Source organism: Mycolicibacter sp. MU0083 (assembly GCF_963378075.1).
Taxonomy (GTDB): Bacteria; Actinomycetota; Actinomycetes; order Mycobacteriales; family Mycobacteriaceae; genus Mycobacterium; species Mycobacterium kokjensenii.
In genome coordinates this window covers 2,892,351-2,907,674 of record NZ_OY726394.1, presented here as the reverse complement: position 1 = coordinate 2,907,674, position 15,324 = coordinate 2,892,351, and the positions used below count along the sequence as shown (strand labels likewise).

11 protein-coding genes are annotated in these 15,324 nt (G+C 71.1%); 8 read left to right on the top strand and 3 right to left on the bottom strand.

Annotation, left to right across the window (positions count from 1 at the left end):
• Positions 1–55 precede the first annotated feature (55 nt).
• The 3 genes from RCP38_RS13590 to RCP38_RS13580 are packed head-to-tail and all read left to right on the top strand — an operon-like array spanning position 56 to position 3,193.
• On the top strand, positions 56–1,090 hold the full coding sequence (locus tag RCP38_RS13590; RefSeq protein ID WP_308473464.1) for a DUF3152 domain-containing protein: 1,035 nt from the start codon (positions 56–58) through the stop codon (positions 1,088–1,090).
• A 33-nt stretch (positions 1,091–1,123) separates the two neighbouring features.
• On the top strand, positions 1,124–2,302 hold the full coding sequence (gene moeZ, locus RCP38_RS13585; RefSeq protein ID WP_308473463.1) for an adenylyltransferase/sulfurtransferase MoeZ: 1,179 nt from the start codon (positions 1,124–1,126) through the stop codon (positions 2,300–2,302).
• Between the two features lie 36 nt (positions 2,303–2,338).
• Positions 2,339–3,193, top strand: a complete 855-nt coding sequence (locus RCP38_RS13580) for a TIGR02569 family protein (protein WP_308473462.1) — start codon at positions 2,339–2,341, stop codon at positions 3,191–3,193.
• Between the two features lie 12 nt (positions 3,194–3,205).
• Here the strand turns inward: RCP38_RS13580 and RCP38_RS13575 are convergent, their stop codons facing one another.
• Positions 3,206–3,502 (bottom strand): MGMT family protein, encoded by a 297-nt coding sequence (locus RCP38_RS13575; RefSeq protein WP_308473461.1) that lies wholly within the window; start codon positions 3,500–3,502, stop codon positions 3,206–3,208.
• 11 nt (positions 3,503–3,513) lie between these two features.
• A complete protein-coding gene (locus RCP38_RS13570; RefSeq protein WP_308473460.1) occupies positions 3,514–4,296 on the bottom strand; it encodes an alpha/beta hydrolase in 783 nt (260 codons plus the stop codon).
• A 100-nt stretch (positions 4,297–4,396) separates the two neighbouring features.
• Between RCP38_RS13570 and RCP38_RS13565 the strand changes: the two genes are divergently transcribed.
• Genes RCP38_RS13565 through nudC form a run of 4 tightly spaced genes read left to right on the top strand, consistent with a single transcriptional unit; the run spans position 4,397 to position 12,855 of the window.
• Positions 4,397–7,525 (top strand): ATP-dependent helicase, encoded by a 3,129-nt coding sequence (locus tag RCP38_RS13565; RefSeq protein WP_308473459.1) that lies wholly within the window; start codon positions 4,397–4,399, stop codon positions 7,523–7,525.
• Positions 7,522–10,791, top strand: coding sequence for an ATP-dependent helicase (locus RCP38_RS13560; RefSeq protein ID WP_308473458.1), 3,270 nt, complete (start codon positions 7,522–7,524; stop codon positions 10,789–10,791). Before RCP38_RS13565 ends, RCP38_RS13560 begins: the two co-directional genes overlap by 4 nt.
• Positions 10,792–10,846: 55 nt before the next feature.
• Positions 10,847–11,935, top strand: coding sequence for a potassium channel family protein (locus tag RCP38_RS13555; protein ID WP_308473457.1), 1,089 nt, complete (start codon positions 10,847–10,849; stop codon positions 11,933–11,935).
• Positions 11,935–12,855 (top strand): NAD(+) diphosphatase, encoded by a 921-nt coding sequence (gene nudC, locus RCP38_RS13550; protein ID WP_308473456.1) that lies wholly within the window; start codon positions 11,935–11,937, stop codon positions 12,853–12,855. The genes RCP38_RS13555 and nudC overlap by 1 nt, the downstream gene beginning before the upstream one ends.
• 9 nt (positions 12,856–12,864) lie before the next feature.
• On the opposite strand, the gene RCP38_RS13545 is transcribed toward nudC, so the two are convergent.
• Positions 12,865–13,113 carry a mycoredoxin gene (locus RCP38_RS13545; RefSeq protein ID WP_308473455.1) on the bottom strand — a complete coding sequence of 83 codons (249 nt, stop codon included), beginning with the start codon at positions 13,111–13,113 and terminating at the stop codon, positions 12,865–12,867.
• Between the two features lie 73 nt (positions 13,114–13,186).
• On the opposite strand from RCP38_RS13545, the gene RCP38_RS13540 reads away from it, so the two are divergent.
• Positions 13,187–15,295, top strand: a complete 2,109-nt coding sequence (locus tag RCP38_RS13540) for an ATP-dependent DNA helicase UvrD2 (RefSeq protein WP_308473454.1) — start codon at positions 13,187–13,189, stop codon at positions 15,293–15,295.
• The last annotated feature ends 29 nt before the right edge of the window (positions 15,296–15,324 follow it).

Genomic DNA, 15,324 nt, shown 5'->3' with positions numbered 1-15,324 from the left:
CGCCCCTGGCGTGCCGTAGAGTCCCAGCTCGCAGACCTTGTGCCATCCTGAGACGGTGACCTACGACCCGGGGCGAAGTGGCGGCGGTCGAGCCCCGGTACTGCGGGATCGCTTCCGCGAACCTCTGCGTGCCCAGCGTGACCCGCTGGCGGGCGGTGCCGGGCGGGTGCGGTCGGACCGCGAGATCCACCGGCAGTGGCGCAAGCAGACCTGGCTGGGCAGATTCGTCTCGACCTACGGCTGGCGCGCCTACGCGCTTCCGGTGCTCATGGCGCTCACCGTCATCGTGGTCTATCAGGCCGTGACCGGTACCGGTGTGCGCACCGACGCCGCCGACGAACCGGTGCAGGGTCCGCCGACGATCGGATCCGCCGGCACCTCGATCATCGGCGCGCCGCCGCGCGGTCTGACCGAGTTCGACGTCAACCTGCCGACCGGCGTGTTGCCGAACGGCGGTCCGTTCACCGAGTCCGCCGCGATGACCTGGCACGTCATCCCCGGTACGGAACCGGAGTTCGGCCAGGGCACCGAGAAGGTGTTCGCCTACACCATCGAGGTGGAAGACGGCATCGACACCACCGCGTTCGGTGGCGACGAGGCGTTCGCCAGGATGGTCGACCAAACCCTGCGCAACCCCAAGGGGTGGACGCACACGCCGCAGATCGGATTCGTCCGCGTCGACGACAGCAGTACGATCGCCCCCGATTTCCGGATCTCGCTGACCTCGCCGATGACGGTTCGGGAGGGCTGCGGCTACGAGATTCCGCTGGAGGCGTCCTGCTACAACCCGTCCTACGGGGCGAAGTCCGAACCGCGGGTGTTCATCAACGAGGCCCGCTGGGTTCGCGGCGCGGTGCCCTTCCAGGGCGACATCGGTTCCTACCGGCAATACCTGATCAACCACGAAGTCGGTCACGCGATCGGCTACCAGCACCATGAACCGTGCGACAGGCAGGACGGCCTGGCGCCGGTGATGATGCAGCAGACCTTCGGTACGTCCAACGACGACGCGGCCAAGTTCGACCCCGAGTGGGTCAAACCCGACGGGAAGACCTGCCGGTTCAACCCGTGGCCGGCCCCCATCGCCTGAGCCGATCGCGTGACTTTGCGGGAAGATGGTCTGGTGTCGACAGCACTGCCGCCGCTGGTGGAACCGGCCGGTGAACTGACCAGGGAAGAGGTGGCCCGCTACAGCCGCCACCTGATCATTCCCGACGTCGGTGTACAGGGTCAGAAGCGGCTGAAGAACGCCCGGGTGCTGGTGATCGGAGCCGGCGGTCTGGGTGCGCCGACACTGTTGTATCTGGCCGCCGCCGGAGTCGGCACGATCGGGATCGTCGACTTCGACGTCGTCGAAGAATCGAATCTGCAGCGGCAGGTCATCCACGGGGTGGCCGATGTCGGCCGCACCAAGGCCGAAAGCGCCCGGGACTCGATCGCCGAGATCAACCCGTTGGTGCGGGTGCACCTGCATCAGGTGCGCCTGCAGGCGTCCAACGCGGTCGAGCTGTTCAGCCGCTACGACCTGATCCTGGACGGAACCGACAACTTCGCCACCCGGTATCTGGTCAACGATGCGGCGGCGCTCGCCCACAGGCCGTACGTGTGGGGGTCGATCTTTCGTTTCCAGGGGCAGGTGTCGGTGTTCTGGGAGGACGCACCGGACGGCCGGGCCGTGAACTACCGCGACCTCTACCCCGAGCCACCGCCGCCGGGCACCGTCCCGTCCTGCGCGGAGGGCGGCGTGCTGGGTGTGCTGTGCGCCTCGATCGGATCGGTGATGGGCACCGAGGCGATCAAACTCATCACCGGCATCGGGGAGTCGCTGCTGGGCCGGCTGTTGATCTACGACGCGTTGGCGATGAGTTATCGCAGCATCGCCATCCGCAAGGATCCGGCGGCCCCGCCGATCACCGGTCTGATCGACTACGACGCGTTCTGCGGTGTCGTCGCCGACGAGGTGGCCGAAGCGACCGCCGGGTCGACGATCACTCCGGCGGAACTGCGGGAACTGTTGGACTCCGGGCAGCGGGTGGCGCTGATCGATGTGCGTGAGCCGGGGGAGTGGGAGATCAACCGGATCGAGGGCGCACAACTGATTTCGCAGTCGTCGATCAACACCGGCGCAGGGTTGGCGAAGGTGCCGTTGGACCGACGGGCGGTGCTCTACTGCAAGACCGGCATCCGCTCCGCGGAGGCCCTGGCCACCCTGAAAAAGGCCGGATTCGCCGACGCCGTGCATCTTCAGGGCGGAATTGTGGCGTGGGCCAAGGAAATGCAGCCCGACATGGTCATGTACTAACGGCCCAGACGGGGGCACTCCCGTTACTCTGACGGGGTGACCGTCGATCCGCCTCCCGAACATGTGTTGGCGACGTTCGGTATTCGCAACATAGAACCGACACCGCTCGGAGCCGGCTGGGAGGACGGCTGGAAGTGCGGTGAAGTGGTGCTGTCGATGGTCGCCGACCATGCCAGGGCCGCGTGGTCGGCGAAGATCCGCGAGACGTTGTTCGCCGACGGCATCCGGCTGGCCCGCCCGGTGCGGTCCACCGACGGACGTTACGTCGCGTCGGGCTGGCGCGCCGATACCTTCGTCGCCGGCAACCCCGAACCCCGGCACGACGAGGTGGTGTCGGCCGCCGTCCGACTGCATGAGGCCACCGCCAAATTGGAGCGGCCCCGATTCCTCACCCAGGCACCGGTGGCCCCGTGGGCCGACGTCGACGTGTTCATCGCCGCGGACCGGGCGGCCTGGGAGGAGCGGCCGTTCGCCTCGCTGCAGGCCGGCGCCCGGCTGGCCCCCGGTTCGGTGGACGGGCAGCGGTCGATCGACCTGATCAACCAGCTGGCCAGCCTGCGCAAGCCGACCAAGAGTTCCAGCCAGTTGGTGCACGGCGACCTCTACGGCACGGTGCTGTTCTCCGGCGCCGCGGCACCGGGGATCACCGACATCACGCCCTATTGGCGGCCGGCCTCCTGGGCCGCCGGGGTGGTGGTCGTCGATGCACTGTCCTGGGGCGACGCCGATGACGGGCTCATCGAACGCTGGGAGACATTGCCCGAATGGCCGCAGATGCTGTTGCGCGCATTGATGTTCCGTCTTGCGGTACACGCGCTGCATCCGCGCTCCACCTCTGAGGCGTTCCCCGGTCTGGCCCGCACCGCGGCACTCGTGCGGCTGATGCTGTAGGAGCCGGCCCGCTCAAAACCGGTGGCGCGCACTGCGCAGATCGATCTTGCCGTCGACGGCCGGTACCCCTTCGGCGCGAAGCCGTGCCAGCTGCTCGGTGCGCAGTTGGGTCGACGGCCGTCCGGAGGCGGGAACCACCCGGTGCCACGGCAGGTCGGCGCCGTCCACCCGCAGAATCCAGCCGACGATGCGCGGGCTGGACAGCTCTGCCGCGTCGGCGACATCGCCGTAGGTGGCGACCCGGCCGGCGGGGATGGCGAGGATCAACGCGCGCACCCGCTCCACCTGATCGTCGGTGACCGCCGCCATCCGGTCCGCTCCTAGCGCCGGTCCAGCTGCGCGCGGATCACGGCGGCGGCCTCGGCCGGGCGGGCCTGATCCACCATGTGGTCGCAGTCCAGATCCACCAGCGCGAAGTTCTCGCCCAGCCGGGCCCGCAGGGCGTCGATCAGGGCGGCCTGCACATACGCCGGGGACGTGCGCGTCGCCCGCACCACGGTGGTCGGCGTCGAGCGGGGAAGCACCACGGGGCGAGCCAGCTCGCTCCAGTAGGACATCACCGCGGGCACGCTGATCCGCCAGCCGAAACGTCCGCTCGGCAAGACGATCAGATGCTCGTCGAGCTCCGCGTCGAGCACGGCCGGATCCACGTCCGACCACGCGCCGTGCTCCTTCTCGGCGCGCGCCTCGGCCGGATCGGGATAGTCGGGGGAGGCCAGCATCGCCGCGGCGATCGTCGCCATCCACTCGCCGTCCAACCCGATCGCCGGATCGAGCAGCACCAAAGATTCGACCAGGTCGGGCCGGGCGGCGGCCAGATGCAGCGCGATGGCGCCGCCGAACGAATGCGCGACCACCGGAACCGGGCCGTCGGCGGCGCTGTCCAACAGCACCGCCAGTGCCGCGACGTTGGCGTCGATGGTCCACGGCGCCGCCCACGACGAATGACCGTGGCCGATCAGGTCCGGCGCGGCCACGGCGACGTCGGGCAGCTGCCCGGCCACATAGCGCCAGCGGCCCCCGTGGCCGGTCAGTCCGTGTACCGCCAGCAATCCGACCGGACCGTCGGGCCCGAAGCGGTGCACGTGCAGAAGATCGCTCACGTCGCTGATGCTGCCAGCAGGCCGGTTGCGGCCACGGGGCGACCCGCTGCGGCGGGCGGCCGTCGCCGGCGATGTCAGACCCCGATGGTGTGATGACGGGGTGAGTGAGTGCTGGGGTCCCGAGGTGCACGCCGCGCTGGATCCGGCGCAGCGCGGTGTCCTGCGGATCCTCGGCGGGCCCGGCACCGGCAAGACCGCCCTGCTGCGCGATGCGGCCGTCGCGCACGTCGCCGCCGGCACCGACCCGGCCGCCGTGCTGCTGCTGACCGGATCGGGCCGGCTGCCCGCGGCGGCCCGCGGTGCGCTCACCGCCACCGTGCTGGCCGCCGCCGGCGCGGACACCGGGCGAGCGGTCCGGGACCCGCTGGTGCGCACCGTGCACGGTTACGCCTTCGCGGTGCTGCAGCGGGCCGCCCGACGGGCCGAGGCCGCGCCGCCCCGGTTGGTCACCGGGGCCGAACAGGACAGCGTCATCCGCGATCTGCTCGCCGGGGAGGGGGCCGATGCCTGGCCGAAGGCGCTGCATGCGGCGCTGGCCACCGACGGCTTCGCCACCGAACTGCGGGACCTGATGGCCCGCTGCGCCGAGCGTGGCGTGGACCCGGCCGAACTGATCGGGCTGGGCAAGCGGTGCCGTCGCCCGGAATGGTCGGCCGCGGGCCGGTTCGCCCAGCAGTACGAACAGGTGATGCTGTTGCGTGCGGCGGTCGGTACCGCGGCCCCGCAGGCAACCACCCCCGCCCTGGGCGCCGCGGAACTGGTCGGGGCGGCGCTGGAAGCCCTGGCCGTCGACACCGATCTGCTGCTCGAGGAACGCAAGCGGATCCGAGTGTTGTTGGTCGACGACGCCCAGCAACTCGATCCGCAGGCGGCCCGGCTGGTGCGGGTGCTGGCCGCCGGAGTACCGCGAACGCTGATCGCCGGCGACCCGGATCAGGCCGTGTTCGGTTTCCGCGGCGCCGAACCCACCGTGCTGCTCGCCGACCGGCCGGACGGGGACACCACCCCGGCCATCGTGCTGACCGCGTCGCACCGGTGCGCCCCGGCGGTGGCCCGGGCGGTGGACGCGGTGGCCGCACGACTGCCCGGTACCCGTGCCACCCGCCGCCTGGAGGGCACCGGGGACGAGGCCGGGTCGGTGCTGGTGTGCACCGCCGCCACCGGCCACGCCGAGGCGACGCTGATCGCGGATACGCTGCGCCGCGCCCACCTGGTCGACGGCGTGCCGTGGTCGCAGATGGCGGTGATCGTCCGGTCGGTGCCGCGGGCAGCGGCGCGGCTGCCCCGAACCCTGACGGCGGCCGGCGTCCCGGTCGCGCTGCCGGCGGCCGGCGGGTTGCCGGCCGAACAGCCTGCGGTGGCCGCACTGCTGACGGTGCTGGAATGCACCGCGGACACCGTGGACGGGCCGCGGGCGCTGACCCTGCTCAGCGGTCCGATCGGACGGGTGGATCCGATCTCGCTGCGGCAGTTGCAACGGACGTTGCGCCGCGCGGCGCCGCACGCGGATGCGGCGGCCGATCCGGGGGAACGGCTCGCCGCGGTGCTGCGCGGCACCGGCGAGGACCTCCCGGCCGCGCACCAGCGCGCGCTGCGTCGGGTGCGGGGGGTGCTGCAGGCCGCGGCCCGCAGCCATGCCGGCGGCCACGATCCGCACCACACGCTCTGGCAGGCCTGGAATCGGTCCGGCCTACAACAACGTTGGCTGGCCGCCGCCGAGCGCGGCGGTACCGCGGGAGCGCAGGCCGGCCGCGACCTGGACGCGGTGACCGCGCTGTTCGACCTCGCCGAGCAGTACGTGAACCACACCGCCGGCGCGACCCTGACCGGGCTCGTGGAGTACGTCACCGCGATGCAGCTGGCCGCACCCCGCTCCGATGCCGCAGCCGATTCCGACGCCGTCGAGGTACTCAGTGCCCATGCGGCGATCGGCCGCGAATGGGATCTGGTGGTGATCGCCGGCATGCAGGACGGGTTGTGGCCCAACACCGTTCCGCGTGGCGGCGTGCTGGGCACCCAACGACTGCTGGACACGCTGCAGGGTTTCGGCGAAGACGTGTCGGCGCGGGCTCCGTTGCTCGCCGACGAGCGACGGCTGCTGGTGTCGGCCATCGGCCGGGCGCGGCGTCGGCTGGTGGTCACCGCGGTCGACGGAGACGGGGACGGCGGCACCGACGAGCAGATCCCCTCGGAGTTCTTCACCGAACTCGCGGCCTGCGACACCGGCGATCGATCCTCGGCGACGCCGCCCGTAGTGGCCCCTCCGGTGCTGTCCCCGGCGGGTCTGGTGGGCCGGCTACGCGCCGTGGTCTGTGCCCCGGAGGGGGCGGTCAGCGACATCGAACGTGGCGACGCGGCAACACAGTTGGCGCGGCTGGCCCGCGCCGGGGTGCCCGGAGCCGACCCGCAGAGCTGGTACGGCGTGATACCGCTGAGCACCGCGGAGCCGGTGCTGGACGTCGTGGCCGGAGAGCCCGTCACGCTGTCGCCCTCGGCGCTGCAGAAGCTGCTGGACTGCCCGCTGCGGTGGATGGCCGAACGCCACGGCGGAAGCGATCCGCACGGTCTGAGTTCGACGATCGGGTCGGTGATCCATGCCCTGGTGGCCGAATCGGCGGGCAACCCAGCAGAACTGCTGGCCGAGCTGGACCGGGCCTGGCAGCGGTTGCCGTTCACCGCGGAGTGGCACGCGGCCAACGAACTTCAGCGGCATCGCGTCATGATCGAAGCGTTCCTGTCGTGGCGGACGGCGACCCGTGACCAGCTCACCGAGGTCGGCACGGAGATCGCGTTCGAGGGCGTGCTCGACGTCGGCGCCGGTGCCGGGGTACGGCTGAGCGGCCAGATCGACCGGGTCGAACGTGACGCCGCCGACCGGCTGGTGGTCATCGACGTCAAAACCGGCAAGACCCAGGCCACCAGGGTCGAGGCGCAGCAGCACGCCCAACTGGCCGTCTACCAGTTGGCGGTGCAGGCCGGGTTGCTCGGCGCCGACGAACAGCCCGGCGGGGCCCGGTTGGTCTACCCCGCCAAACCCGGCAAAACCGGGGCCACCGAACGCGAACAGGATCCGCTCACCCCCGAAACCGGGCGACTGTGGCGGGAACGGATCGCGCAGGCGGCCGCCGACACGGTGGGCCCGGAATTCACCGCTCGGGTCAACGACGGCTGCTCGACGTGCCCGGTCCGGCCGATCTGCCCCGCCTACGACGAGGGGAGGGACGCATGACCGCCCGCTACAGTCCGGCCGATCTGGCCGATGCGCTCGGACTGCACCAGCCGACCGACGAGCAGGCGGCCGTCATCGCCGCCCCGCTGCAGCCCCTGGTGGTGATCGCCGGGGCGGGTGCGGGCAAGACCGAGACGATGGCCGCCCGGGTGGTGTGGCTGGTCGCCAACGGCTACGCCGAACCCGGTCAGGTGTTGGGTCTGACGTTCACCCGCAAAGCCGCGGGTCAACTGCTGCGCCGGGTCCGGTCCCGCCTGGCCCGGCTCGCCGGGACGGGATTGCCGGTCACCGATCCGGGGCAGCCCGCGTTCGGTGCCGGGGAGGCCGCCGAGCAGTCGCCCACGGTGAGCACCTATCACGCCTTCGCCGGGGCGCTGCTGCGCGAATACGGGCTGCTGGAGGGCATCGAACCCGACACCCGGCTGCTGACCGAGACCGCACGGTGGCAGTTGGCGTTCGAGGTGGTCAACGACTACCCGGGGCCGTTGCGCACCGAGCGGGATCCGGCCGCGATCGCCTCGATGCTGTTGCGGCTGTCGGGGCAGCTGGCCGAACACCTGGTGGACGTCGACGAACTGCGCTACACGCACCTGGAGTTGGAGCGACTGGTCCATCACCTGCCGCCGGGGCCCCGCCAGCGCGCCGAACCCAACCAGACGCTGCGCAAGATGCTCGACGCGCAGACGGCGCGCGCGGAACTGGTGCCGCTGATCGAGGCGCTGCATCAGCGGATGCGGGCCGAACGTGTGATGGACTTCGGCGCGCAGATGTCGACCGCCGCCCGGTTGGCGCAGTCGAATCCGACGGTCGGGGCTCGCTTGCGCGGCACCTACCGGGTGGTGCTGCTCGACGAATACCAGGACACCGGACATGCGCAGCGCGTCCTGCTGTCGTCGCTGTTCGGCGGCGGCGCCGACGACGGCCTGGCGTTGACCGCGGTGGGCGACCCGATCCAGTCCATCTACGGCTGGCGCGGTGCATCGGCGACGAATCTGCCCCGGTTCGCCACCGACTTCTCGCTGTCGGACGGCAGCCCAGCCCCCACCCTGGAACTGCGGACCAGTTGGCGCAATCCGCCGGAGGTACTGCACGTGGCCAACGAGGTCTCCGCGGTGGCGCGGCAGCGGTCGGTGGCCGTGGAATCGTTGCGGGCGCGTCCGGGCGCACCCGCGGGCACGGTCCGGGTGGCGCTGCTGCCCGATCTGGCGGGTGAGAACGATTGGGTCGCCGACGCGCTGCAGGACCACTATCGGAAGGCCGAAGCCGACGGTACGGCCCCACCGACGGCGGCAGTGCTGATCCGGCGCAACTCCGACGCGGCACCGCTGGCCCAGGCGCTGCGGGCTCGCGGACTCCCGGTGGAGGTGGTGGGCCTGGGCGGGCTGCTGGCGGTCCCCGAAGTCGCCGCCCTGGTGGCGATGCTGCGGCTCATTCAGGAGCCGACCGCCGGAGCGGCGGCGATGCAGGTGTTGACCGGGCCGCGCTGGCGGCTCGGTGCCGCGGATCTGGCCGTACTGTGGCGGCGCGCCGGCGAGCTGACCGGGCGGGCAGCCAGGCCGGTCTCGGCGGTGGAGATCGCCGCCGCCGCCGGACCCGATTCCGACACCGCGTGCCTGGCCGATGCGCTCGCGGATCCCGGTCCGGCGGAACGCTATTCGGCCACCGGATACCGGCGGATCGTCGCGCTGGCCGACGAGCTGACGCTGCTGCGCGGCCACCTGTGGCATCCGCTGCCGGACCTGGTCGCCGAAGTACGCCGTGTCCTGGGGCTGGACTGTGAGGTGCGTGCCGAACAGCCGCTGGGGGCCGCGGCCTCCGGCACCGAGCAACTCGATGCCTTCGCCGACGTGGTGGCCGGCTATGCCGACGGCGCCGGCGGCGGCCAGAACGCCCTGGCGGGTCTGCTGGCCTACCTCGACGTGGCCGCCAAGGAGGAGAAGGGGCTGGAGTCCGCCGCGCCGGTGGTCGCCACCGACCGGATTCAGATCCTCACGGTGCACTCCGCCAAGGGCCTGGAATGGCAGGTGGTCGCGGTACCGCACCTGGTGTCGGGGGTGTTCCCCTCGACGACGGCGAAGGGCAGCTGGCTGTCGGATGCCGGCGAACTGCCGCCGTTGCTGCGCGGCGACCGCGCCCAACTCGACGATCACGGGGTCCCGGTATTGGACACCGACACCGTCACCCACCGAAAGCAGTTGGAAGACGTCATCGACGAACACAAGCGCCGACTGGCGCAGCGGCGCGTCGACGAAGAACGCCGACTGCTCTATGTCGCGGTCACCCGCGCCGAGGACACCCTGCTGGTCTCCGGCTACCACTGGGGGCCCGGCACCAGTAAACCGAGGGGCCCGTCGGAGTTCCTCACCGAGATCAAAGCGGTGCTCGACGGGGCCGCCGAGGCGGGAACACCCTGCGGGGTGATCGAGCACTGGGCGCCGGAACCGGTCGCCGGAGCGCAGAACCCGTTGACCGACACCGTCGTCGAGGGGACATGGCCGGTCGATCCGCTGGGCGGCCGGCGCGGCGACGTGGAACGCGGTGCCGCGCTGGTCGCCGCGGCACTGCGCGACGGTGCGCCCGCGGACGAGTCGGCGGAGGCCGGCTCCTGGGCGGCCGACGTCGACGCGCTGCTGGCCGAACAGGCCGCCGTCGTCGAACCCCCGGTCCGGCGGCTGCCCGGCCTGCTCTCGGTCAGCAACCTGGTGGAGCTGAGCCGAGACCCCGACGGTGCCGCGCAGCGACTGACCCGCCGCCTCCCGGGCCGCCCGGACCCGCATGCGTTGCTGGGCACCGCGTTTCACGACTGGGTGCAGCGGTTCTACGGGGCGGAGCGGTTGTTCGAACTCGACGACCTGCCCGGTGCCGCCGATGCCGACGTCGCCCGGGCGGATGCCCGCGAACTGGCGGACCTGCAGGCGGCGTTCCTGAATTCGCCGTGGTCGGCCCGTACTCCCACCGACGTCGAGGTGCCGTTCGAGATGACCGTCGGGCAGACCGTGGTCCGGGGGCGCATCGACGCGGTGTTCGCCGACCGGGACGGTGGCGTGACGGTGGTGGACTGGAAGACCGGGGCCGCACCCAAAGGCGCCGAGGAACGCCGACACGCCACCATCCAGTTGGGCGTCTACCGGCTGGCCTGGTCCGCGCTGACCGGATGCCCGCCGGCACAGGTGCGTGCCGCCTTCCACTACGTGCGTTCCGGGACCACCGTGATCGCCGACGAGCTTCCCGATCTGCCCGAGCTGGCCGCACTGCTGAGCCGGTGACAACGGGAGTGGCTACAGTGGGTCCGTGCGTCAGGCCGACCGATGACCGCTCGCCGTGGCGGGAGCTAGCTGGCGGCGGTTGCGTCGTCTCGATGAGACGCTGACCGCCCAACCCAGTCACGCGCTCGTGGGTGTGCTCCGCATCCCGCACGGCCAGTCCGGCCCGGGCCGCACCGTCTATCGGCGCACGCTCATCGCGCTCGGTGCGCTGCTGGTCTCCACGGTGCTGGTCTACCTGGACCGCGACGGTTACCAGGATGTGCGCTACGAGGATGTGCAGGACGGGCGCCTGACGTTCCTGGACTGCCTCTATTACTCGGCGGTGACCCTGTCCACCACCGGATACGGCGACATCACGCCGGTCACCGAGTTCGCGCGCCTGATCAACGTCGCGATCATCACCCCACTGCGGATCGCCTTCCTGATCCTGCTGGTCGGAACGACCGTGGAAGCGTTCACCGAGACGTCCCAGCAGGCATTCCGCATTCAGCGTTGGAGGAGAAGAGTGCGCGATCACACCATCGTCATCGGCTACGGAACCAAGGGCAAGACCGCGATCGCGGCGATGCTCGGCGACGACGAGACCACTCCGAGCGACATCGTCGTGGTGGACAACGACCGGTCGGTGCTCGACCGCGCCAAGAGTGCCGGACTGGTCACGGTGGACGGCGATGCGACCCGCTCGGACGTCCTGCGACTGGCCAGCGCCCAGCGGGCCGCGGCGATCGTGGTAGCCACCGGCTCCGATGCCACCGCCGCGCTGGTCACCCTGACCGCCCGGGAGATCGCCCCGCAGGCCACCATCGTCGCCGCCATCCGGGAAGCCGAGAACCAGCATCTGCTGGAACAGTCCGGCGCCAACTCGGTGGTGGTGTCCTCCGAGACCGCCGGGCGGCTGCTGGGCATCGCCACCACCACCCCCAACGTCGTCGACATCATCGAGGATCTGCTCACCCCGGACGCCGGGTACGCCATCACCGAGAGGGAGGTGGAGCAGGCGGAGGTCGGCGGATCGGCCAAGCACCTCAACGAGATCGTGCTCGCGGTGGTGAGGGACGGCCGGCTACTGCGGCTGGACACGCCGGAGGTGGACGTGATCGAAGCGGGCGACCGCCTGCTCTACGTCAAGACGGTGAGCGCCTAGTGAATTTCCAGCTACGCCGGGTACCGCTGCTGTCACGCGTCGGGGCCGACCGTTCGGATCAGTTGCGCACCGACACCGATGCCGCCGTCGCCGGCTGGCCGACCGCCGCACTGCTGCGGGTCGACCCCCGCAACCAGGTATTGGTGGCCGACGGCCGCGTCGTGCTGCAGGACGCCCGCGAACTCGGCGAGACCCCGCCGGTGGATGCGGTCTTTCTGGGCCGGATCGAGAACGGCAGGCATGTCTGGGCGGTGCGCGGTGCACTGCAGGCGCCGGACGGAGCCGACGTCTCGGTGCTGGACATCCGCGCGACCGGTGATGTTTTCGACGACGTCAGCGCGCAACTGGTGTCCTCGGCGATCGCGCTGCTCAACTGGCACGACAACGCCCGGTTCTCGGCCGTCGACGGAACCCCGACCAAGCCGGTCCGCGGTGGTTGGGCGCGGGCCAATCCGCTCACCGGCGTCGAGGAGTTCCCACGTATCGACCCCGCCGTGATCTGCCTGGTGCACGACGGCGCCGACCGGGTGGTGCTGGCCCGGCAGCACAACTGGCCGGTCCGGATGTTCTCGCTGCTGGCCGGCTTCGTCGAGGCCGGCGAATCGTTCGAGGCCTGCGTGGTCCGCGAGGTCCACGAAGAGGTCGGGCTGTCGGTGCGCGACGTGACCTATCTGGGCAGCCAACCGTGGCCGTTCCCGCGGTCGTTGATGGTCGGCTTCCATGCCGTCGCCGACCCGGGGCAGACGTTCGCATTCAGCGACGGCGAGATCACCGAGGCCAACTGGTTCACCCGTGACGAGGTCCGGGCCGCGCTGTCGGCCGGCGCCTGGAACAACGGCGACCCGGATGCGAAACTGCTGCTGCCCGGATCGATCTCGATCGCCCGGACCATCATCGAGTCCTGGGCCGAGTGCGACTGAGCCGGCGGTCTACCCGCCGAGGCGCTCCAGCTTCGCCTTCACCTCACGCCCGGTCGGGTTCGTCAGCGTGGAACCATCGGCGAACCGCAGCGTCGGCACCGTGCGGTTACCGCCGTTGGCCGAGCTGACGAACTCCGCCGCCGTGGGGTCCTGCTCGATATCGATCTCCGTGTAGTCGATCCCGAGATTCTTCAACGCCGCCTTGAGCTGCCGGCAGTAGCCACACCATTGGGTCGTGTACATGACGAGCTGGTCCATAACTGCCCAAACCTAATCGGTGGCGCGATGATTCCCGAATCGGCGTCCGGGGCCGTCGGGGGCGCCTGCCAAGATGGACGCCATGGATGCGCTCATCGCCGGACTCGACGAGGAGCAGCGTGCCGCCGTGCTGGCACCGCGCGGGCCGGTGTGCGTGCTGGCCGGCGCCGGTACCGGCAAGACCCGCACCATCACCCACCGGATCGCCCAACTGGTGGCCGGCGGCCATGTGGCACCCGGACAGGTGCTGGCGGTGACGTTCACCCAGCGCGCCGCCGGGGAGATGCGGTCGCGGTTGCGGGCGCTGGGTTCGGCGGCCGGATCGGGTGCGGCCGCCGGGGTCGGCGGGGTACAGGCGTTGACCTTCCACGCCGCCGCCCGCCGCCAGTTGCGCTACTTCTGGCCGCGGGTGGTCGGCGACACCTCCTGGGAACTGTTGGACCGCAAATTCGGGGTGGTCGCACGCGCGGCCGGGCACGCCGGCCTGCGCCTGAGCAACGACGACGTCCGCGACGTGGCCGGCGAGATCGAATGGGCCAAGGCATCCCTGATCGGACCGGAGCAATACCCGGCGGCGGTGGCCGAAGCCGGCCGGGACATCCCGCTGGACGCGACCAAACTGGCCGACGTCTACGCCGGCTATGAGGCGCTCAAGGCCCGCGGTGAGGTCGCGATGCTCGACTTCGACGACCTGCTGCTGCACACCGCCGCCGCGATCGAGAACGACGCCGCGGTGGCCACCGAATTCCGGGACCGCTACCGCTGCTTCGTCGTCGACGAATACCAGGACGTCACGCCGCTGCAGCAGCGGGTGCTGTCGGCCTGGCTGGGGGAGCGCGACGACCTGACCGTGGTCGGCGACGCCAACCAGACCATCTACTCGTTCACCGGGGCCTCGCCGCGCTACCTGCTGGATTTCACCCGGCGCTTCCCCGACGCCACCCTGGTGCGGCTGGAACGCGACTACCGGTCCACACCGGAAGTGGTGTCACTGGCCAACCGGGTGATCGCCGCCGCGCGCGGGCGGGTGGCCGGCAGCAAACTGAAGCTGATCGGCCAGCGCGATTCCGGGCCGACACCGACGTTTCGGGAGCATCCCGACGAGGTCGCCGAGGCCGCCGCGGTGGCCAAGTCCATCGCCGGTCTCATCCGCGACGGTGTGGCACCGGCCGAGATCGCCGTGCTGTACCGGATCAACGCGCAGTCGGAGGTCTACGAGGAGGCGTTGACCGAGGCCGGCATCGCCTACCAGGTGCGCGGGGGCGAGGGGTTCTTCACCCGCCAGGAGATCCGCCAGTCGCTGGTCGCCCTGCAGCGTGCCGCCGAGCGCGGCGCCGACGGGCCGCTTCCCGCCGTGGTGCGCGGCGTCCTCGAGCCGCTGGGACTGACCGCCGAACCCCCGGCCGGCGCCAAAGCCCGGGAGCGGTGGGAGGCGCTCGGTGCGCTGGCCGAACTCGTCGACGACGAGGTGGCGCAACGCCCGGACCTCGATCTTCCCGCGTTGCTGACCGAGCTGCGGATGCGCGCGGACTCCCGGCACCCGCCGACCGTGCAGGGCGTCACACTGGCCTCACTGCACGCCGCCAAGGGGCTGGAATGGGACGCGGTGTTCCTGGTCGGCCTGGCCGACGGCACCCTGCCGATCTCGCACGCCCTGGCACACGGCCCGGACAGTGAGGCCGTCGAGGAGGAACGCCGACTGCTCTACGTCGGCGTCACCCGGGCCCGGATCCACCTGACGCTGAGCTGGGCGCTGGCCCGGGCCCCGGGCGGACGGGCGGGCCGCAGGCCGTCCCGCTTCCTCAGCGGTATCGCCCCGCAGGCCGCAGAAGGCGCCGGTCGGGGTTCGAGCTCCCGGCGCAAGGCCCGCGGCGCCCCCAAGTTCTGCCGGATCTGCAACAAGGCGCTGGACACCCCCGCGGCCATCATGCTCAGCCGCTGCGAGACCTGCGCCGCCGATGTCGACACCGAACTGCTGGTCGCCCTCAAGGACTGGCGGCTGCGTACCGCCACCGAGCTGAAGGTGCCCGCCTACATCGTGTTCTCCGACAACACGCTCACCGCGATCGCCGAGATGCTGCCCGACGACGAGGCGGCACTGGTCGCGATCCCGGGCATCGGTGCGCGCAAACTCGAACAGTTCGGTTCCGACGTGCTCGAACTCGTCCGCAACCGGGGCTGAGTACCCGGCCCGAAAATTCGGTTGTGCGG

Excerpts from the sequence above, each read along its gene's own strand:
- RCP38_RS13545 (WP_308473455.1), bottom strand. The coding sequence starts at position 13,113 with ATGGACCAGCTCGTCATGTACACGACCCAATGGTGTGGCTACTGCCGG.
- RCP38_RS13540 (WP_308473454.1), top strand. The coding sequence starts at position 13,187 with ATGGACGCCATGGATGCGCTCATCGCCGGACTCGACGAGGAGCAGCGT.
- RCP38_RS13575 (WP_308473461.1), bottom strand. The coding sequence starts at position 3,502 with ATGGCGGCGGTCACCGACGATCAGGTGGAGCGGGTGCGCGCGTTGATC.
- RCP38_RS13560 (WP_308473458.1), top strand. The coding sequence starts at position 7,522 with ATGACCGCCCGCTACAGTCCGGCCGATCTGGCCGATGCGCTCGGACTG.